Raw genomic sequence first — 20,656 nt, 5'->3', positions numbered from 1 at the left:
CCAGGTCGAGGTCGACTCGGACTTCCGAGCCGACCTCGATTTGTTGTTGAGAATGATACTCAATATCTTTGGGTGACTTGCCCTGTTCCGGTTCCTTTCCTGGGTGACCGATGGCACCCGTATCTGAAGGCTGACATGTTCGCTTCTCGCTTTGCCGTTACGCTCGCGCTCACCGCCGTCCTGGGGTCGACCCTCACGTTCGCACCCGCGGGGCCGGCAGCCGCCGACGCCGGTCAGGATGCGGTGACCCTGGACGGGGCTTCGGTTCCTGCGCTGGTGGGTGCCGAGCAGGGCTTCGCTTTGCTCGGCGCCCGCGCCGGAGTCGGTGTCAACCCCAGCGTCACCGTGTTCAGCGCGGCCGTCGGAGTCGCATCTCACACGCAGCTGCTCGTAGACACCGCCGGGCTGGCCGCGGGGACGCAGTTGGCTGAAGCCACACTGACCCTCGGCGATCAAGACGGCCCCGGTTCCACGGCACGGATCACGGCTGTGGCCGAGGACGGCACCCAGACTCTCTGGGGTGTTGAGGGTGACGGCGCCGAGTCGGCAACCGGGCTGACGATCGCCCAGAACGGCTCGGCCGATCTGTCCTGGTCGTTCGATCGCCCAGGCACATACACCGTTGAGGTGCTCGCCGCGATCACGCTCGCCGACACCGCGCCCACCGACGCCGCGGCAGCCGAGCCAGCTGAGCCCATCGAGGTCGCGGCGAGCTACATCATCGAGGTCGCGGCCGCTGCGGATGACGCGGATGGCGCGGCCCCGGATTCGACAGATGCACCGGTAGAGCCGACCACAGGCGCTCCATCCGTTCAGGAGAGCGCCCCGATCGCCGCCGCCCCCCAGACCGTGATCGCGGCGGGCGACATCCGGATCGCCAACCAGATCGAAGACGGTCGTCTCACGCAGGGACTCGTCGACGTCGGGGCCGATGAGGCCACGACCGTGCTTGACCCCGCCTCCACGGTGCTCACCATCCCGAGCAGCGAGCGTTGGCCTGGCGCAGCGGAAGACGCGCGCACCTGGGAACAAGCCGCTCCGGGAAAGGGGCCCGTCTACCGCAGCAGCGCCGGCAGCTTCGGGATCAACGACCTGATGCTCAGCATTGATTCGACCGCAATTGCCCCCGACGCCGTGGTCGGTAGCCCGGGGTGGGGCGACTCCAGCGGCGGGCTGTTCTCGCGGCTCGGCGCCGTTTCCGGCGCCGGTGACGCCGCGCTCCTGCAAGACGGCTCCGAGTTCAAGGGTTCCAGCACGGCCGGACCCGCCACCGCACTCTGGATTGAGACCTCGCCCCCGGGAGGGTTTCTCTACGAGCCCCTTCAATCGTTCGCCCTCGCCTTCGAGCAGGCGGGCCGGTATTGCGTCACGATCGAAACGATGGCGCAACTGAACACGGATGGTTCGGTGCTGAACCACGATCTGATCCTCACCCTCGCGGTGGGGGACATCGATCCGGCGACAGTCGCTCCGTGCGCGCAGCCCGCCGGCATTCCGTCCGCCCCTTTCCAGCCCTCCGCCAACACAAAGCCCGGCACCATCGTTCTCGACGCCGGCGAGGCGCGAATCGCCTCCACACTCGACGAGCAGGGCCTGTCGCTCGACATCGTCACGCTCGACCGCGGCCGGTCGACCAGCCATGATCCAGACGACGTGGTGCTCTCAGTACCTGTGCAAGACACCCGGTGGCCCGGACAGAGCGGCGCGGACGCAGTGTGGCAGCTGGTGGCGCCAACCGGCACCCGACTCTGGCGCACAATTGGAAATTCAAGCGACAGCGAAGTCGGGGAGCGTTCGAACGCGCTCGAGATCGCGTTCGAGGGTGCCTACATCGATGCCAGCCAGCTCGACGACAGTGACAACATCGCCTACGACCTGAAATCGGTGACCACTCCAGACTCGGGCTACGTCGCGACGTATCAGACCAACGGCGGCGGCGGCATCGACGACCCCGCTCAGGCGGCGATCTGGGACAGCCGACCCGGTGGCCGACGTGATGTGACCGGTACCGCTGCCGCCAACCGGGACATGGGAGTCCCGTTCGCTTCGATCAGGCCTGGGACGAACCCGGGAACCATGGGCTTCGCGTTCTCCGCGCCGGGCGTCTACTGCCTCGCTGTGGGCAACTCGGCGAACCTCGCGGACGGCTCCGCCGTCGAGGACGCCGGCACCTTGACCTTTGCCGTCGGTGTCGACGCCTCCACAGCCAAACCGTGCGCACAGGGCGGCGGTACCGACCCCGGTGACGACACCGATCCGAGCGATCCGACCGACCCGGTTGATCCGGGCACGGGCGACCTGGACCCCACCGTGACCTGGTTCGACCATGGTCACCTCGACCTCAAGGCACGGGTCGACGACGCCGGCGATTTCGGGCTCGCCTCGATCGGCGACGCGTACGATCAGAAACCGGTGTCGCTCGATGACTCCGTATGGGTCGCGAACAGCCGCTTCACCTCGTTCACGGTGCCCGAACCCGACGATTTACAGGACCTCACCTTCCTCGGCGACCCCGGGGACAAATACTACGGTTTCAGCAGCAGTCCCACCTACGTCGCCACCGCGCTCTGGCCGGGCCTCAACACGCAAGGCCTGCCCGCCGCTTACTACGACCGCGCGTTCACCTGGACCGTTCACGACATCAGCGGCCCTGGCGACGTGTCGGTGTACTCCGGCGTGCAGAAAAGTGAGGCCGTCGAGTACTTCGACAGTAGACACCTGCCCAGCTCCTTCACCACCGGCAACTCCCACGTGCACGAGAACTGGTCGTTCACCGAGCCCGGCGTCTACTGCATCGATCTGACGGTCACGGCGCGGCCGACGGGCCAATCGACGAATGAGGTCGCCGCCGGGCGGCTCACCGTCGCCGTCGGCGACATCGACCTCTCCACCGTGCAGCCATGCGGCCGCACCGACCCGCCCGCCACTCCCACCGAGGTGACGCCGAAAACGCTCGACGACACGAAGACCGTCGTGGCCGGCGGCGTCACCGGGCGCAGCACCCGCGTGGACCTGTCGCTGAACAAGAACATCTTTGATGTCGCAGCAAGCACGTCAACCGATATCGGTTCGGCCCGCCAGGTCACCGACGTGGAACAGGTGGTCTGGGATTTCGCTAAATCCGGCCCGACCTGGCATCACCTTCAGGAGTGGAGCGCGCTGGACATTCCCGTCGGAGCGTTGCGCGGTGATGTGTCCCTCACCCTGGGCAAGGTGACCGGGCCCGGCGACTACTACGTCGACGAATCCCGGCTCGTGGGCTCCGCGACGCCGACGCTGGACACCCGGGCAGGCCGAGAACTTCAGGACGAGACCGTGTTTCCCGAGCGCCTGACCCGCATGAACCAGCAATTCACCGCTGCTGGGGTGTACTGTCTGCCCTTCACCTGGTCGGCCACCACCGCCGACGGCACCGCGATCGCCGTCACCAAAACCCTGACCGTGGCTGCGGGCGTCGACGACCCCGCGAAGGTGGAGTTGTGCGCAGACGGTGGCGAGGGCACTGATCCGGGCGAGGGCCCCGATACCGACCCGGGGACCTCCGTGAACTGGGACGTGCCCAACCACTCGACAACCCTCTCGGGCGCGACGATCATCACCGACGGTCACGTCGACATCGCCTCGCGTGTCCAGAGCGGCGCACTGACGACCGCCATCAAGGACGACAGCGACGCCATCGCCGGGCCCGTCTACCGCGACCCGGCGAAGGTCGTACTGCAGATCCGCCCGGCGGCCGAAGCCACGATCCCCGCCCAGCCCGAGTTCGCGTTCCTCGGCGCTGCCGGATCGACGGTGTGGCAGGTCGATCAAGTGCAGCAGGAGGGTCTTCTGTGGCCCGGCTGGTCCACCGAGCTGATCGGGGACAACGTGATCACCGGCGGGGTTCAGTGGTCGCTCAGCGACGTCGAGGGCCCCGGCGAGTTTGCGCTGTACGAAACCAATCTCGGTGCACCATCCGTGCTCTTCAACACGCGCGACGGCATCACCGCCGCCGATTCGTTCCTAATCCCGCAACACGTGCACGCGCACGGCACCTGGGCCTTCTCCGCGGAGGGCGTGTACTGCCTGGCGTTCGAACGCGCGACCACCCTGACAGCTGGCGGCGCATCCACGTCTGACTTCGTGCTCGCCGTTGCTGTGGGCCGCACCGACGTGAAACGCGTCGATCCGGGGCTGTGTTTCACAGCCCCGGCTGGAGAACCGACCTCGGCAGACACCACGCCGATCCCGGCGGCGCAGCTCACCGATGCCACCACTGGCGGCGTTCAGGTGCTGGGCGGGGGTAGTGGTTTCACCCCCGGTCAGCTCGTCACGATCCAGCTCGGCAAGGCTCACGCCGGCGACTGGATGTCGGTGTGGTTACACTCCGATCCCACCTGGCTGGGCTGGAAGCAGGTGGGAGCATCGGGTGCGGTGCAGGTGCGCCTGCCCGCCGACGCCGCGACGGGCATCCATAAGCTCGTGGTGAAGACCCAGGGCGGGCCGCTTTTCGGCTGGGATGCGCTGAGCATCGCGGCCGCAGTAGCGCCGGCCACACCGACCCCCGGGATCCAACCGGACACCGTCACACCGGCGGCAACCGCCGTCGCGGCGACACAGTGTGTTGCGGGAGCGACCATCCTGTCGTCTGGACACATCGACTATGCCACCCGCATCGTCGGCGGTCAGCTGCGTTCGCTCGTCGGCGATGACAGTTCGGGCACCAAGGTCTATCGCGAACCCGCCGGCGTGGTGTTGTGGCTGAAGCCCGAGGGCAAGCTGGTGCTGCCGTCCGGGTACGGACAGGTCGGCCAGGCCGGGTCAACGGTGTGGCAGGTACCCCAAACCCAGAATGCGGGGCTCATCTGGTTGGGCTGGAACACCGAGGCGCTGAACGCCGGGAACGCCGCAAGCCCGGTGTCTTGGAGCCTCGACTCGGTCGAAGGCCCTGGTGCGGTGACCGTCTACACCTCAGGCTCGTTCGGCGGAGTTCAGCAGATCGTTCTCGCGGGCGACGGCTCGACGTACAGCATCCCTCTCGGCGTGCACGCCCACGCCAACTGGGCGTTCAGCGCAGAAGGCATCTACCGGCTGAAAATGACACAGACGACCACGCTGGCCAACGGCAGCCCCTCCAGCGACACCCAGACGCTCACGGTCGCCGTGGGTGATGTGAACCCGGCCAGTGCCGTGGCAGGCAGCGGAACCGGGTGCGGCACCATCTCGAACGCGGTGCTGACGGGGGGCGACACCATCGCTGCCGCCGGGGCGTCTGCAGAGCAGGCCGCCGTAGAGGCCGCGGAGTCAGGACGGACCGTGCTGCCTGGGCACGGAACCGTGAGCCGTGGCTTCACCGATCCCCTCCAGGCGTTCGCCGAAGGGAATCCGGTGCCGCTTCTGCTGACCGTCCTCGGCGGATTGCTGCTCGCCGCGGCCGGCTTCGGCGGGGTGCTTCTGTGGCGTCGCCGAGGTGCGCGATCGCCTGTCGGAAAGGATGCGGCCGCGGCGCCCGGTGCGGCGTGAGGATGAGGCGGCTGATCGTCACGGGGGTGCTTGCGACGCTGCTACTGAGCGGATGTGCGAGCTCGCCGACGCTCGACGCGGGCAGCGACCGGCTGCAGGTCGTGACCACAACCGGACTCCTGCGGGACCTGGTTGAGCAAGTGGGAGGCGACCGTGTCGATGTCGCCTCCCTTGTGCCTGCTGGTGCGGACCCGCACAGCTACGAACCCAGCCTTCGAGACGCCCGGAATGTCGTCTACGCGGATGTGGCATTCTCGAACTACGCGCTGCTCGAAGAACACAATGTCATCAAGACCCTCGACGCGAATCTCACCGATGACGCCGTCAGCGTCTCCCTCGCGGAGGAAGCAGTGAAGTACGCGGCAGAGATCATTCCCCTGGTCGAGAACGTCAACCTCGACACCGTGTGGCTGGGTCTGCGCGTGCACGGCGACGGGTCGCGGTACGGCGCCGATCGCAGCTCCGACGTGCTCCTGTCGGCCATCGCTATGACCGGACCGGGAGAGGTCTATGCCTACCTGACGGGCACGTTCGGTGACACCGAGCGGTACATCGATTCCGGGGACGGCTTCGACGCGGCATCCGGGTACCAGGACGACACGGTGAGCCTGCCAGTCGACGCCCACACGCACCTGTCGTGGGCATTCACAAAACCGGGCGTATACACCCTCACGCTCCGGGCTCAGGTGCAGGCAGACGACACCTCCCGACCCGTCGACGTCGGTGAGTCGACGTACACCTTTGCTGTGGGCGTCGACCCATCAGCGGCCGGGAAACCAGACGCGGTCGTCCTCGACCAGGGCCATGCCGATCTCAGCGCCGACCTCGACACCGGTCAGCTCGACGTGCGATATGACGCCGAGGGCGGCGGCGACCACAGTCAGCAACGTCTTGATGCGGGGGACGTTGTCATCGCCGTTCCGGCAACGGCGCTTGCCGAGATCCCGGCCGGTGGCGAATTCGCGTTCCTCGGCCGACCCGGACAACAGGTCTACCAGCTGGCGCAGGCCGTGCTGGGCAAGCATGTGCACGGGGAGATCGATCCACACCTGTGGCAGAACGTGCGGAATACGATGGCCTACGTCAACCTCATCCGTGACACCCTCATCGGCGCCGATCCGTCAGGAGCGGCGGAATACCGAGACAACGCGGGCGCCTATCTCGACGATCTCGAAGCCACCGACGACTACGTGCGGCAGACGATCGACGGGATCCCCGAGGCCAACCGCTATTTGGTGAGCACCCACGACGCCTTCGGTTACCTCGCCGACGCCTACGGCATGCGCATCGGCGGCTTCGTCACGCCGAACCCGGCCACGGAACCGTCTCTCGCCGACCGGCGGAAGCTCACCGAAACCATTCGCACCCTCGGGGTGCGCGCCGTGTTCCTCGAACCCAACCTCGCTGCTCGATCATCCACACTCACGGAAGTGGCCAGGGAACAGGGGATCACCGTGTGCTCCATCTATGGCGACACCTTTGACGACCAGGTCACCGGCTACATCGAGATGATGCGATTCAACGCCGACAGCCTTCGCAGCTGCCTGAGCCCATGAACGGCCAACACTCTCGTGCCCCGTACCGAGGCACGTTCACTCTCAACACCGAAGGACCTTCCATGACGCATCCGCGCGACCGTCAGCCACCGCTTCGCCCTCGCGGCATAACGCTCACGTTCGCCGCCGTCGCGATGCTCGTGGCGATGACGGTCCCGTCCGCGGCGTCAGCGCAGGGCGAGGACGACCCGAATCTCGACCAGCAACTGGGCGCTCTAGCCATTGTGCACGGCGACCACGTTCTCGACACCGGCCACATCGACCTCGGGCCACGTTTCGACGACGGCGAATGGCGCTTCCTCATCCACGATGACGCCGCCAAAGCCGACGCCGAGGCTACAAGCGTCTGGCGCTACCCCGCAGAAACCGTGCTCCACGTGTTGGATACGGCCGAGCTGACCGTGCCGGATGATCCGGCGTATGCCTTCCTCGGCGCCGAGGCCGGCAGCACCGTGTGGGTGGTACCGCAGACCCAGAACACCGACGTGGTCTGGCTCGGCTGGAACACCCAGGACCCCGAGGTAATGGACCGCATCGACCGGGGCATCACCCTGACCATGACCAGTGTGCAGGGTCCTGGTCCGCTCGACGTCTACCTGCAATCCGGTTCATTCGGAGAACCGCAGGTACTGTTCAACTCCCGATTGGCCGACCCGCAGCCCGCGTGGGTGGACGTCAACACGCACACCCACGCCAACTGGGTATTCAGCGAGCCCGGCATCTACCTCGTCGAGCTGCAGGCTTCAGCCGATCTGATCGATGGAACGCATGTCGAGGACACCCAGCGCTTGCGGTTCGCCGTCGGCACGGAAACCCCAACCGCCGACGCGCTCACCGCCACCTGGACCGAACCCGGCACTGGGGAAGCTGCCGGATCTGACCCGGGCACGGCCGCCACAACATCCGTGGGTACAACCGGCGAACCGCTCGTGCCGATCCTGATCGGCGCGATCGCGTTCGTCGCCGCCGGTCTAGTGAGCGGGGTCATCCTCGTCAGTGTGCGCGGTTCGAAAGCACGGCGGCGGGCGCTCACCGCCCGGGTCAAAGCCGAGACGCGGTCGGAATTAGCGGCCGAGGCCGGGGTGGGGGAGCCGCGATGAACATCGACACCTCCAAACCTCTACTCGCACCCACCGAGGCGCCGACCCTGCTGATCGAGCGGGTGGATGTTGAACTCGGCGGCCGTCCCGTTCTCACCGATGCGTCCCTGACGGTGGCCAGCGGAGAGCTCGTGGGGCTTATCGGACCCAATGGTGCCGGAAAGACGACGTTGCTCCGTACGATTCTCGGCCTCGTACGTCCGATGCGCGGCAGCGTACACATTGAAGGTCGGTCCACAAAACCCGGTCGTACGCCCATCGGCTATGTGCCGCAGCGGCATGACGTCGCCTGGGATCTGCCGCTGTCTGTGGCGCAGGTGGTGCTCACCGGCCTCACCGGTCGGCTCGGCCTTCTCCGCCGCCCCGGCGAGGCGGACTGGGCGGCGGTCGCCGACGCCCTCGACCGGGTGAGGATGACGTCACTGGCGGGTCGGCCCGTCGGCCAGCTGTCCGGCGGCCAACGGCAGCGGGTACTCGTGGCGCGCGCTCTCGCTCTACGCTCGGCTGTGCTGCTGCTCGATGAACCCTTCACTGGCCTTGACATGCCCACCCAGGAACTCCTCTCCGCCCTGTTCGTCGATCTCGCCCGCGAGGGGCGAGCCGTGCTCATGACCACCCATGACATTCCGTCTGCTCTGTACTCGTGTGATCGCATCGCGTTGCTTGACCGCACAGTCATTGCCGTTGGCGAGCCGCACATCCTGGCGTCCGACCCTGAACCGTGGATGCGCGCATTCGGCGTCGGGGCCGACTCCGCTCTCCTGCGCATCCTGAAAGTGGCGTGACCGCATGAGCCCCCTCGACTTCCTCACCGATCTGCTCAACCCCGACCTCGCATTTCTTCCCAAGGCGCTCTTCGTCGCCGTGATGTCGTCAATCGTCTGCGGCGTGGTCGGCACTTTCGTCGTGCTCCGCGGCATGGCCTTCATCGGAGACGCCGTCGCTCACGCCGTCTTCCCCGGTCTAGCCGTCGCGTTCGTCATCTCCGGCAACCTCGTGCTCGGGGGAACAATCGCCGGGGTGCTCACAGCCGTGCTGGTTGCGGTGTTCTCCCAAAACCGGAGGCTGAAGGAAGACTCGATCATCGGCGTGCTGTTCGTCGCTGCGTTCGCCCTCGGTATTGTCATCATCTCGCAGGCCCCCGGATACGCCGGATCACTCCAACAATTCCTCTTCGGATCGATCACCGGCATCCCCGACGGAGACCTTCTTGTTGTCGCCGGTACCGGCGTGCTCGTTCTCGTGGTCGTGTTCCTGCTCTACAAGGAGCTCGTCACCGTCAGTCTCGACCGCGAATCCTCTCAGGCCATGGGCATCCGCGTGTTCTGGATCGACCTTGTGCTGTACGTGCTCGTGACGCTCGCTGTCGTCATCAGTGTGCAGACCATCGGCAACATCCTGGTTCTCGCCCTCCTCATCACACCGGCAGCGACGGCACGCCTTCTCACGGACCGCCTCGCCGTCATGATGGCTCTCGCCCCCGTGATCGGCGCGGTATCGGCGCTCATAGGGCTGTACGTCTCGTGGTCGTGGGATCTGCCCACCGGCGGAACAATTGTGCTGATCCTGACGGCCGGATTTCTCGCCGCGTGGTTTCTCGCCCCGCGGAACGGGCTCCTGGCTCAGTCGAAGTTGCCCCGACGGCGCCCTCATGGCAAGCCGGACGCTCGGGCAGCCGGCAGCCCAGATGCCCGTGGCGCTCTCTCGCCGGCGGCTCACGGATCCCGGTCGTGACCGGGAGCCCGGGGTCCCGTCAGGGTGTTCACGACGTTGACTTCCAGGCATTGCTGGTCCCCACCGGTGATGCGGCGCCCGCGTTGGAGACCATCGAGAGTGCGGGCCGGAGGCGATGGCTCCTGTCCTCGACGGCGGCACTGGGACTCCTCGGTTTTGCGGCCCTCGGTGCAGCACTTCTCGTCTCGTCCCTGACAGCCACCGGCACCCGGGCGGCGCCTGCACCGGTGATGCCCAAGGCCACGCCCACGTCGTTCCCGGCCGGGGATGGCGCTGCTGTGGCTGCTTCGGTACCAGCGCCCGTCGCTGTGTTGGCCGAGGCGTCATGGCTTGCGGCAACCGCCCATTCCACCGGCATCCCGGAGCGGGCCCTCGCCGCATATGCGGGCGCAGCGATCGAGCTGGATGCCAACCGACCCGGCTGCCATCTCGGCTGGAACACCCTCGCCGCGATCGGGCTGGTGGAATCCGAACACGGCAGCATCTTCGGTGGTGAGATCGGAGCGGACGGCGCCGTATCGCCTGCGGTGATTGGTATTCCTTTGGATGGTTCGACCACGGCCGCTATCCGGGACACCGATGCCGGTGAACTCGACGGCGATTCCGTCTGGGACCGTGCCGTCGGACCGATGCAGTTCATCCCGGAGACCTGGCAACAATTCGCCCAGGACGGCAATCGCGACGGTCACATGAATGTGCAGAACATTGACGACGCCGTCCTTACCGCCGCCACATACCTGTGTTCCGCGGACAACGACCTCAGCGAGCCGCCCGCGTGGATCGCTGCGATCTCGGCCTACAATCCATCCCTGGAATACAACGCACGGGTAGCGTCGGCCGCCGACGCCTATGCTGCCGCCAGCATAGGTAGAGCAGAACGCGGGATCTGGACTCCGTGAATCCCGATGAGAACACGGACTCTTTAAAGACGGACTCGTCAACAACGGATGCCCGGTGTGTACCCCTGACCGGGCAGCAATCCCTGAGAATGTGCGCGATAGCGAAGGTCGGGCCGTGCGCCAACGACTGTGCCCATGTACCCCGCAGCATATGACATCAATCGTTGGACCAACGGTATTAGCAAATTCATCATCGGAGGCGCGGCCTCTCTCGGTCTGCTGGTGGCAGTCATGGCCTGGGACTCAGCACAACAACAGTAGGTCCGCCCCAGCTGTCCGGCGCGAGACCCGAGACCGGGCCACGAACTTGCCCTCAGCAGGCCCGGCGAAGTCCTCCACGGGCGATACGCGAGTACCGATACGAATCGGAGTCCCCCACTCCAACGATTAGCCCCGGTACTCATGCTCGTCTGCCCCAGGCGATGCATGCCGGGGCTTTTTCGTACTCCGCAATAAGCCACGCAATAAGAGGTAGGCAGCCGCTGACAGGCCGGGCATTCGTGAAGCCAAGCGATATCACCGCCCTTTTATAAGGGCTTCTATAATCGAGTAAGCGATCTGTTTACTCGGGGCTATATTGTTCTATTTATGGAGCTTTCGACGAATCCTTTCAAGCCCGGTGCGGGGCGGGTGCCGCCTGTTCTAGCAGGCCGCTCTGACCTGCTCGGTGAATTCCGCACACGGCTGCACCAGGCACGGGAAACGGGGGAGGGGGAGAGGCCGTGGATCCTCTCCGGGCTCCGCGGCGTAGGGAAGACCGTGTTGCTCAATCAGCTCGGACGAGACGCGGCCGAGCTGAAGTTGATCTTCATCAAAGTCGAGGCCTCAAGCAGCAAGCCCCTGGCCGTCGCGTTGGCCAAAGAGCTTCACCTCGCACTTCGACGAGTCCTATCAAGCTCTGACCGTGCCAAAGCGCTCTGGTCCAAGGCCGCCCGCGTGCTCCGTTCATTCCAAGTGCGTGTCGACCCGTCCGGGACCTACTCCTTCACTGTCGACGTTGAACCGGAGCGCGGCGTAGCCGACAGCGGCGATCTCGCCGTCGATCTCCAGGAGCTATTGGAGACCATCGGGCTTGCAGCGCGTGAGGCCAACACGGTCATCGTGCTGGCCGTCGATGAACTCCAAGAAGCCCCACCCGAGGATCTCGCGGCTCTCAACGTCGCCCTGCATAACCTCGGTCAAGACGTCTTCCCCGTCCCGGTCGTGTTCGTTGGAGCGGGGTTGCCGTCCCTGCCTGCCGTGCTCGCTGACGCGACCAGCTACGCGGAGCGCCTCTACGACTATCGTCAGATCGGTTTGCTCGACACCGCCGCTACAGCTGACGCCCTCACTGCCCCGGCCCGTGCCAACGGAGTCGACTGGGAACCTGACGCCCTAGACGCAGCGGTGACAGCGACGGGGGGATACCCATACTTCATCCAAGCCTGTGGCAGTCATGTCTGGGCCGTCAGGGCCACGGACACCATTTCTCTGCAGGACGCCCACATCGGAATCGAGTCAGCGCGCAGTGAAGTGGAACAAGGCCTCTATCAATCGAGGTGGGAGCGGGCTACACCAACTCAGCGTGCCTTCATGTCCGCAATGGCCACCGACGACGATGCCCCCTCATCAATGGCCGAACTCGTGACACGGTTGCGGAAAAAGCGCACCACAGACCTCTCCGTCAATCGCCGAGACTTGATCCGGAGCGGTCACATCTACACGCCAGAACGCGGTTTCGTCGCCTTCACCGTGCCCGGCATGGCTGACTTCATCAGCAGACAAGGGGAGTAGCCCCGAGTCATCTTGGTGGCCACCCGCCAAATTACCAGCAGCCTGCTGAGAAATTAGCGTCTCGGCAGTCCAGGCACCCGCGAACGTGCGCATGTGCTGACGGTTGCCCGGTGGGAACCCGTTCATCTGTGGGAATTCGATTCGCCGATCCCCCCATATGCCCGTGCAGACGCGGGCCGCGGCGTCCGACCAGGAAGTGAATCGTCGCGTCAAGCGCGGGTGTAGCGCGACGCGAGTTGGCGCAGGGTGGCTTCGATGCCGGCGGCGTTCTTCCGAGGAACGCCGAGCAACTCGAAGACCTTGCCCTGCACGGCTGGGACGGTGCTGTAGTCGAAGGTCTCAGTGACGCGCGAAGACGTGGGCGTGAGCGGCGTGAGTTCCCAGCGCCACCGGTGGCCCGCTGGGTGACGCCATTCCAGAAGCCGACCGTCTTCGAAGCGCGTTACCGTGCTGGTGATGCGATACGGGACGCCGAACTGCTTCATCGCGACCGAGAATTGTGCTCCCTGGCTGAGCCGCCGCGGCCCCGACACCGTGTCGCCCACGGTGTCCGAGCCGTCCAGCTCACCGTGACGGCGCGGATCAGCCACCAACGCGAAGACGTCGTCGGCCGAAGCCGGCACCTCGACAGTGCGCGCGACGCGGCGCGGACCTTGCTCAACCTGTTCGACCGTCATGCTGCCCAGCCTAGGCCGCGGCTACGTAGGACCGCGCCGCGGCCACGACCTCTCGGGAACGTCCCTCTGAGAGCGCTTCGGCCGGCGACGCATCAACCAGTTCCGGGTTCATACCCATGACCCACGCCCGAACAACGTCAGCCGAATGAACGGAGCTGAGAATTGCGAGCACCTGAAATGTATCCCTGGGAGCTTGTCACTCGCCTGCGGCGGTCGCAGGCGCTCTGGCGCACGATCGTTGGTGCTCAACTGCACGATTGGGTAGTTGCTCAAGGGCTTAAATACTCACCGAGGTGGCACCATGGCCCCACAACACGCTTCTCGCCAACTCGCCCAGTGGCCCCGTACGTCAATAACGCTGACCTCCCAGAAGTGCGAATACCCAGCAGTCGTCAGATGCGACGGTGAAACCACGCCTGCCACGGGCGGGGAGTCCGTGTCTAGGAAACGGCCGATTCATCGAGCTGTGCGGAGAATGAAGCGAGCCAGGAATCGATTGCATCGAAGATGGCTGGTTCGGGGAAACGTGCGCTCAAACTCGCGGCCATGTGTTCCCGGACGATGGTGTCGTTGCCCGCGGAATACATGTCGATGAGGTACCGGATCCCGTCGTGAACGACGGCGCGGATTTCTGGTCTTTCGGCCACGTGTTTGAGCATCGTTTCAGCCATTTCGGCTCCATCGGTGACCATCATGAGGAGGGCTATGTCGCCTGAGTCTTTGGGACGGAGACGGTCAGGCCGTTTCTCAACGTCGGCCAGCCGCTCTGACACCTTGTGGGCTTTCGCGATGAGAAGGGCGGCCGGGCCTGCAACGTTGACATCGACGGTGAGTTTAGGGTCACCGTCAGTTGTCGAGATCCGGGTCACGGTGCGGTCGTGGATGGCCAGTTCGAGGCCATACGCGCGGGTTGTTGCGCTCTTCTGCCCGAGGATTCGAGCGGAGCGTCCTTTCGAGCCGGCGTAGGTTTCGGGGACTAGGAGGTCGACTGTCGTGCGCTGCTCCCATGGGAACCCTCGTTCACTGACTAGGCCATAGATCCCTGGCCGTTCAGGACGCGCCGGCTCGAGCCCGATCCCGGCCAGGAGTTCCATGATCTTCGGGTCCTCAGCGATCAGGACGGGATTGACTGCGAGGTCGCCGTCACGAGTGGATTCCATGTCAATGGGTCCCCACTTCTTCTGCACCCACACATGGACCGCATGGGCGCCGACAACAGTCACGGCATCCGCATGCTCACCCAACGCAATGATGGTCGTGATCAGGAGCCGCCGAGATCGCTCAGCGCCGTATCTGGCGTCTTCGAATTCGAGCGCCACTACGCCGCAGCTCCGGCTTCGGTCATGCTGGCTCGGGCAGCGAGCTGCGGCAGGAAGCTTCGTGCGACGTCGGCTTGCCGGCCCGGCGAAGCGAGCGCGTCGAGCATGCCCCATTCGGGTACGAGCATTGCGGTGCCGTCGACCCAGCGGGTGAATCTGCGCACGTTCTCCGTGATCGGAAGCACGATGACGCTGGACCTGGCCGTTGGCGACATCAGCGGGAGGTCATCGAGATCCTCCGGCCGCTCTACGTAGACAACTGGAGTAAAGGAATGTGTGGATGTCATGTCTTCGGCCACGGCCTCGAGGGACGAGACCGCCGGATTCGCGCCGCGTTCCTCCAGGTACCGGACGAAATCACCGATCGGCCGGTCCAGGGCAAAGATCCGTACCCCGGGCCGCTTGGTGGCCGGAGCGAGAGTGGCCGTCTGCGCGAGCTTCTTCACCAGGCGGCGCCTCTCGACGCTTGAGGCGTTCTGGATACGCTCCACCGCCGCCGCGTAGGGCGCATCGCTGCCCACGTCAGCGAGCGTTCCCGAGAGTGTGAACCCCGCCCCGGAAGCGATCTTCTGCAGCATCGAATAGGTCGGGTCAACGATTCCGGCTTCGATTCGAGTGATCGTCGACGCGGGCACTCCTACGAGTTGAGCAAACGCCGTCTTACTCAGTTCTCGCTTCAGGCGCATGCGAGTGACAATCGAAGCCGCAGACATAGTGATCACAGGCTAATGCTACGCAAGCCATTGCATATATGCAATGAATCTCATTGCAGGCACGGGAGATACCCGTTGCACATATGCAAAAAAGTGCGCCGCGCGAAAAGCAAATAGTCCGTTTCCGCCGCCAGCGGACAGGGCTTATTTTCCGAACACGGTGCCGCAGCTTGGGGTGAGGAACCTACCCCTGAGCCGCGAAGGACCGGGCGGCCGCAATAATTCTCGGGCCAACATCATCAAGAGGCTCAACGCGCAACAGGGCGGCGGGGGACTGATCGCCCAACTCCGGATTCATGCCCTGGAACCACGCCTGGACTACCTTCGCGCTATCCCGTTCAATCAGAATGCCGGCCACATAATAAGAGGTACGCAGCCGCTGCACGACGTCCGCGCCCGGCGCGCGCGAGCCATCCGCCCACTCACGCACCGAGCGCGTGTTCGACACACGGCCGAGGTAGGCGACGAGTTGCGCGCCGAGGATCTCGCGGAGACCCGTGACGATGCCCCCGGTGTCCAGCCGCACAGAGTCCTCGTACGCGCGGTGACCGGGCTGCGAGGCGGGAACAGGGATACTCATGCCCGCAATTCTTCCGCGTCACGGACGCAATGGCAAGAATGACAAGTGTTTCCACGGGTCATATCACAGGCAGAATAACGCCCAATATGGCCGATAATGTTGATTATGTCAACAAGTACTGCATCTATTGCAGGAATTGCAGAGTTGGGTCCCCCGACAGGTTGTCGCGATTTCGGCTATGTTGGCCACCAGAGTTCGGGCTCTGCCCAGGTCAACCAGCAAGCGTCTCGTACGAGCGACCAGTTGGTTTTTTTCCAAACCTGCCTGTGACCCGAGGTCGCGGGCGACGGTCGCGACCGCTCTGCCGGTGGTCAAAACCGGCTTCACGGCCTCGTCTTGTGCTCAGGAGCGAATTCCCGTGGTGATCCTGCCATAGTGAATATTCTCTTATGAGCAATCCACTCGCTGGGGTCAGGGTTAGGAATCCGTGTACCACATAGCGGGAACGCAAGCGATGACCGGGTTGCTCGATCGAGTAACGCGCCCCGTGCTCCTCCGCCCCACATCGTCACGACCAATGGGTGAGACGTGGCTCAACGCGGAGGGCATTAGGGTGTCGTAAGCCGAATGGGTGCTAATACCGACGTGGAGGCAGGCGAGCGCTTCGCCGAGTACATGGCGGTGTCGGCGTCACCAAGCAATACAGATGGCTCGGTCGTGGCAGAAGTAGTCACGGCGAAACCAATGCTCACGTGGATGGGCCTGAACCGGCCCTGGACTTCCCACGGCTCGGTGGTCGCGGCCACGACCCGAGCTGCCAGCTGTTTGGCACCGTCGACGCTTTCGAGGTCCTCGCAGAGGATCACAAATTCATCCCCGCCGAAGCGCGCCACCGTAGCAGCGTGGCGCAACACGTTGACCAGCCTCCTCCCTAGCTCGAGAAGAACCTCGTCGCCCCCACCATGCCCGAAGGTGTCGTTAATAGTCTTGAAGTCGTCGATGTCGAGGTACATCACGCAGACCATTCCCCCGCTGCGCTCCAGTCTCGCCAGTGCCCCCTCGAGGCGATCCCCGTAAAGGGCACGGTTGGGCAGCCCGGTCAACGCGTCCATGCGGGCCGACCGGCGCAGTGCGAGCACCGACCCAGCGAGCTGCCCCTGGTGTCGAAGGACGTCCAGGACCTCAGCAGAGAAAGCTCGCTCCTGGTGGTCGAATATTGCCACGCTGCCCAGAATGACGCCGTTGTCGATCAGCGGGACGCCCGCGTATGAACCGATGTTCCCGCTTCTTACCATCGGGTTCTGGCTGTAGACGGGATGCGCAGCGGCATTAGGGACCGTTAGCGCCCGACCGGTGTCGACCACCTCGGCACAAAAGGACAGCGTGTCCGGCACTGAGGTGCATTCGGCCCCGATACCGACCTCCGCGGCGTAGGTCTGCCGGTCGGCACTGACGATGTTCACAACGACGATCGGCGACGCGGAGACCAGCCGCAGGGTGGCAACCACCGCATCCAGATCAGGGTCAGCCATGTGGCCGTGCAGGTTTGCGTCGGCAACAGCCTTGAGCCGGCGCGCATCACGCACCCCTGTGATTACACCGTCAAATCGGCTAGAGGCATCAGGGGACGACGTCATTGAAGTTGCCGTCATAGCGAATTCCTCCTGTTCACAGGTGGTCACCCGGACAGTCCAAATGGTTTTTTTCGATGCTCAATCCTAGTGTTAACGCCGACCGAAAACAGCCCGCCCAGGCCGCGTCGGCACTGTTCCAAGTCATCAACCAGCGCTACCTGAAAACGTCGATCGTGATTACCACGAACCGACCTCTGAGTGCGGCTACGCCGCAACCCGTCACTTCCCTTGCGCCGCCGCTGCAGCGCGCCACGATCGAATCGGTCGCCTGACGCGATCGCTCACCAGCGTGTACCCGCGCCAAGCGATGAAGCCAAGCGTGAGCGACAGCAGAGTGCCGAGCCACGGTGCGCTCTGCTCGAATGGTGGGTACACCTGCCAGTGCGTGAGATAGATGAACATCGACGCCCCGGCGAGTGCGGCGACGGTGGGCACGAGCCACCGAGGAACGCGAACAGCAGGCACCCAGATCAGCACCAGCGCACCGGAGGCGAGGATCGCCTCTCGCAACCAATCGTCGAAGAAACCGACCGAACTCGCCACTGCGAGCACTGACACAAGTGCGCGGCGCGCCGTGGTGTCGGCTCGTGCGACAAGCCATCCGAGCGCGATCAGCCACACCACTACCGGGACGCTGTAGCGCTCGACGTACTCGGCGTGAGCGCCGGCGACGACGAACCGAGCCCCGAGGGCAACGGCGAAGCTCACTAGGGCGAAGCCGAACGGCCACCGCCGCTCCAACTGGTCCACCGGGCGCACAGCGAAAACGGCTGCCAAGCCGACGAGGGTCCACAGCAGCGCCTCGAGAAACCAGAACTGCCACTGCTCATTCCATCGGCCGTCGCCCGGCACCAGGTTGTTCACGAGGAAGACCGTCGTGACGCGGTACTGGCCGGTCAGCAGAGAGACGGCACCGATCCAGAGCACCGCGGGCACCGCGAGTTCGGCAGCGCTCCGTGCAAGTCCACGAAATCTGGCACACCCCGGCACTGCCGCGAGTTGGAAGCGGGCAAGGTTGTACCCGGCGACGGCGATCAGCAGGTGGGCGCCGCCCTTCAGCCCGAATAAATCGGCGTGGGTGCCGACGATGAGCACGATGGCTATGGCCCGCAGCACGGCGGGCGTCTCCATGCGTTGGAGGGTCGTGAAGAAGCGGGGACGCTCTCCACCGGGCGCCGGGCGGGCACTAGGGCGAGCAACCTCGCCTTGATCGACTTTTGTGTTGTCGCGCACCTGCGCACCGAACGCCGCCAGCTCCCACGGAGTGCGGGTTGGCCAGTCCCGGGGCAAATCGCCGAGCATCGCCTCGAGCCTGAGGGACACTTCGATGTAGCTGAGTGAGTCGCCGCCGAGGCCGGCGAAGGAGTCCTCAAGGCTCACTTTCGGTTGGGAGAGCAACGTCGAGAGTAGGTCTCGAATCATCTCGGGCGAGACACCGGCGGCGTCCGGCGCAGCGGGAGCTGGCGCCGCATCGTCGGGTGTGGAGGTGCGATCCTGCTGCGCGGCAAACCGCACCAGGGCTGCTGTGTCGGGTTTTCCACTCGAGGTGCGGGGAAACTCCGCTACCGCATACGCGCTGATGACTCGGTGAGGAATTCCGACGAGGGCGGCGGCGCGTTCGTGGGCGCGTCGGGCCGAGCGATCTGAGGTGGCGAAGAGCAGCAGCCGTTCATCGGCGCTGGCGACCCGCACCTCGATTCTCTCGTCGGCGAGGAGGCGCTCAACGCGGTCGAGGTCGATCCGCAGTCCGAAAATCTTGACGAAACGGTTCATCCGCCCGACGATCTCGTATAAGCCGTCGTCGCGACAGCGCGCGAGGTCGCCCGTTCGCAGCTCGTGTACGGTTCGACCGAGTTCAAAATCCGCTGGTGTCTGGGCATAACCCAGCATCACGTTGGGCCCCTCGTAGACGAGCTCTCCGGGATTGCCGTGCGGAGCCTCGGTGCCGTCCTCGTCGTCGATCCGGAAGCGCCCTCCGGGAATGGTTCGGCCGATGGCGCCGGCGGAGTTTTCGATCAGGTGTGGAGGCAGGTAGGCCATACGAGCTGTGGCTTCGGTCTGGCCGTACATTACAAACAGCTGGAAACCGCGTTCCTCGCCCAGCAGGGCGAACCGGCGGACAACCTCGGGCGCCAGCCGGCCACCGGCCTGGGTGAGGTAGCGCAGGCTGGGCAGGGCCCGTTCGGCGAAATGGCCCGCCTCGAGCATCTCGAAGGTGTGGGGAACGCCCGCGAACGATGTGATTCGATGATCGGCTGCGTCCTGCCAGAAATCCTCCTCGGTTACCGAGCGCTCGGTGAGAAGAATGCTGGCACCCGCAATCAGATGGCTGTTCACGACAGACAGTCCATAGCAATACTGCAAAGGCAGGGTGGTCGCCGCACGATCGCGGGGGTCCAGATGCAGGTACTCGGCTATGGCTGCGGCGTTGCTGCGCAGATTGTCGTACGAGAGACGCACGAGCTTCGGAGATCCGGTAGAGCCCGACGTGCTCGCGAGCAGGGCCAACTCCGGGTGAAAGGTGCGCCGACTACCGGGATGAAGTTCCGCGAGCGCCCACCCCTGTGGGCCATCTTCGGCGACGATATCGGGCCGGAAACGATCGGTGAGCGCGGATCGGTGGGCGACGCTCGCCTCGTCCTGGCCGTCGGAGACGAGAAACACCGGATGCCCGCCCTCGAGCGCTGCCAGATAGGTCACGATCGGCTCAAGCCTGTTGGCCGCGGCGATCATCACCAGACGCCGGGTCTCACCGAGTTGGAGCCTGCGCTGGTGGATGCGCCGCGCGAGCTCGGCGTAACTGATCACGTCGCCGTTGGCTACCAGGGCGGTCGCATCGGGGTGGCCGCCGAGCAGGGACAGGCTGGGCGCAGGGATTATCGAGGGCATGTTTGGCATGACGACTTTCGGCACGAAGTGAGGCACCCAGAATCGGGCCAGGTAAGCCTAACCTAACTTCACTGCGGTTCGACAGCATAATTGTGTACGGCGTAGTGCGTCCAAAAACAGCCAGCTAATAAGCTGGCCGGTCGTGCGAGTCAGCGGAGCGTGTCCACTCCTCAAATCACTATGAATCTAGCCATAGTTTCGAATCGTGGGAGTTGAAGCTGGGTTTCTACGGGTGTCCGTTTTACCCTCATTCCACCGATCGGCTGAGGTTGGGAGTCGTGTTCTGATTTGAGTTGCGGCGGCGTGCTGGGGCGTGGTTGTGCGCTGAGCCTCGCTGCTC

General features: G+C 64.9%; 13 protein-coding genes and 1 pseudogene. 8 read left to right on the top strand and 6 right to left on the bottom strand.

The annotated features are described in order from the left end of the window. The first annotated feature begins 135 nt into the window (after positions 1 to 135). From RCH12_RS16050 to RCH12_RS16020, 7 genes are all read left to right on the top strand, one after another. Positions 136 to 5,502, top strand: a complete 5,367-nt coding sequence (locus tag RCH12_RS16050; protein ID WP_327017536.1) for a TIGR03773 family transporter-associated surface protein — start codon at positions 136 to 138, stop codon at positions 5,500 to 5,502. A gap of 2 nt (positions 5,503 to 5,504) precedes the next feature. Next, positions 5,505 to 7,058: an anchored repeat ABC transporter, substrate-binding protein gene (locus RCH12_RS16045; RefSeq protein ID WP_327017535.1), complete on the top strand. Its 1,554-nt coding sequence runs from the start codon at positions 5,505 to 5,507 to the stop codon at positions 7,056 to 7,058. Positions 7,059 to 7,120: 62 nt separating this feature from the next. Continuing rightward, complete coding sequence (locus RCH12_RS16040) at positions 7,121 to 8,158, top strand: choice-of-anchor M domain-containing protein (RefSeq protein ID WP_327017534.1); 1,038 nt, start codon at positions 7,121 to 7,123, stop codon at positions 8,156 to 8,158. After that, entirely contained in the window at positions 8,155 to 8,943 is a 789-nt protein-coding gene (locus tag RCH12_RS16035) for an anchored repeat-type ABC transporter ATP-binding subunit (RefSeq protein ID WP_327017533.1), read from the top strand. The genes RCH12_RS16040 and RCH12_RS16035 overlap by 4 nt, the downstream gene beginning before the upstream one ends. 4 nt (positions 8,944 to 8,947) lie before the next feature. Then, positions 8,948 to 9,892 (top strand): anchored repeat-type ABC transporter permease subunit, encoded by a 945-nt coding sequence (locus RCH12_RS16030; RefSeq protein WP_327017532.1) that lies wholly within the window; start codon positions 8,948 to 8,950, stop codon positions 9,890 to 9,892. Next, positions 9,889 to 10,791, top strand: coding sequence for a lytic transglycosylase domain-containing protein (locus tag RCH12_RS16025; RefSeq protein ID WP_327017531.1), 903 nt, complete (start codon positions 9,889 to 9,891; stop codon positions 10,789 to 10,791). Before RCH12_RS16030 ends, RCH12_RS16025 begins: the two co-directional genes overlap by 4 nt. Before the next feature lie 588 nt (positions 10,792 to 11,379). Further along, complete coding sequence (locus RCH12_RS16020) at positions 11,380 to 12,564, top strand: ATP-binding protein (RefSeq protein ID WP_327017530.1); 1,185 nt, start codon at positions 11,380 to 11,382, stop codon at positions 12,562 to 12,564. 209 nt (positions 12,565 to 12,773) lie between these two features. On the opposite strand, the gene RCH12_RS16015 is transcribed toward RCH12_RS16020, so the two are convergent. The 5 genes from RCH12_RS16015 to RCH12_RS15995 form a co-directional block, all read right to left on the bottom strand. Next, on the bottom strand, positions 12,774 to 13,241 hold the full coding sequence (locus RCH12_RS16015) for an SRPBCC family protein (RefSeq protein ID WP_196904761.1): 468 nt from the start codon (positions 13,239 to 13,241) through the stop codon (positions 12,774 to 12,776). Between the two features lie 440 nt (positions 13,242 to 13,681). Then, positions 13,682 to 14,560, bottom strand: a complete 879-nt coding sequence (locus tag RCH12_RS16010) for a hypothetical protein (RefSeq protein WP_327017529.1) — start codon at positions 14,558 to 14,560, stop codon at positions 13,682 to 13,684. Next, positions 14,560 to 15,246: a helix-turn-helix domain-containing protein gene (locus RCH12_RS16005; RefSeq protein WP_231383455.1), complete on the bottom strand. Its 687-nt coding sequence runs from the start codon at positions 15,244 to 15,246 to the stop codon at positions 14,560 to 14,562. Before RCH12_RS16005 ends, RCH12_RS16010 begins: the two co-directional genes overlap by 1 nt. A 211-nt stretch (positions 15,247 to 15,457) precedes the next feature. Then, positions 15,458 to 15,853 carry a hypothetical protein gene (locus RCH12_RS16000; RefSeq protein WP_327017528.1) on the bottom strand — a complete coding sequence of 132 codons (396 nt, stop codon included), beginning with the start codon at positions 15,851 to 15,853 and terminating at the stop codon, positions 15,458 to 15,460. Between the two features lie 548 nt (positions 15,854 to 16,401). Then, positions 16,402 to 17,475: a sensor domain-containing diguanylate cyclase gene (locus RCH12_RS15995; protein WP_327017527.1), complete on the bottom strand. Its 1,074-nt coding sequence runs from the start codon at positions 17,473 to 17,475 to the stop codon at positions 16,402 to 16,404. A 62-nt stretch (positions 17,476 to 17,537) separates the two neighbouring features. Between RCH12_RS15995 and RCH12_RS18570 the strand changes: the two are divergent. Further along, a pseudogene (locus tag RCH12_RS18570) lies at positions 17,538 to 17,630 on the top strand (ATP-binding protein); the annotation flags it as partial. Between the two features lie 16 nt (positions 17,631 to 17,646). On the opposite strand, the gene RCH12_RS15990 reads toward RCH12_RS18570, so the two are convergent. Further along, positions 17,647 to 20,340 (bottom strand): AMP-binding protein, encoded by a 2,694-nt coding sequence (locus RCH12_RS15990; RefSeq protein ID WP_327017526.1) that lies wholly within the window; start codon positions 20,338 to 20,340, stop codon positions 17,647 to 17,649. Between the last annotated feature and the right edge of the window lie 316 nt (positions 20,341 to 20,656).

The organism is Cryobacterium sp. MP_3.1 (assembly GCF_035984795.1).
In the GTDB taxonomy this organism is placed as follows: domain Bacteria; phylum Actinomycetota; class Actinomycetes; order Actinomycetales; family Microbacteriaceae; genus Cryobacterium; species Cryobacterium zongtaii.
This window is presented reverse-complemented; position numbering and strand designations above follow the sequence as displayed.

What these genes read in the sequence shown, in the direction of transcription:
- RCH12_RS16050 (WP_327017536.1), top strand. Translation starts at nt 136, where the DNA reads ATGTTCGCTTCTCGCTTTGCCGTTACGCTCGCGCTCACCGCCGTCCTG.
- RCH12_RS16045 (WP_327017535.1), top strand. Translation starts at nt 5,505, where the DNA reads ATGAGGCGGCTGATCGTCACGGGGGTGCTTGCGACGCTGCTACTGAGC.
- RCH12_RS16040 (WP_327017534.1), top strand. Translation starts at nt 7,121, where the DNA reads ATGACGCATCCGCGCGACCGTCAGCCACCGCTTCGCCCTCGCGGCATA.
- RCH12_RS16035 (WP_327017533.1), top strand. Translation starts at nt 8,155, where the DNA reads ATGAACATCGACACCTCCAAACCTCTACTCGCACCCACCGAGGCGCCG.
- RCH12_RS16030 (WP_327017532.1), top strand. Translation starts at nt 8,948, where the DNA reads ATGAGCCCCCTCGACTTCCTCACCGATCTGCTCAACCCCGACCTCGCA.
- RCH12_RS16020 (WP_327017530.1), top strand. Translation starts at nt 11,380, where the DNA reads ATGGAGCTTTCGACGAATCCTTTCAAGCCCGGTGCGGGGCGGGTGCCG.
- RCH12_RS16015 (WP_196904761.1), bottom strand. Translation starts at nt 13,241, where the DNA reads ATGACGGTCGAACAGGTTGAGCAAGGTCCGCGCCGCGTCGCGCGCACT.
- RCH12_RS16005 (WP_231383455.1), bottom strand. Translation starts at nt 15,246, where the DNA reads ATGCGCCTGAAGCGAGAACTGAGTAAGACGGCGTTTGCTCAACTCGTA.
- RCH12_RS16000 (WP_327017528.1), bottom strand. Translation starts at nt 15,853, where the DNA reads ATGAGTATCCCTGTTCCCGCCTCGCAGCCCGGTCACCGCGCGTACGAG.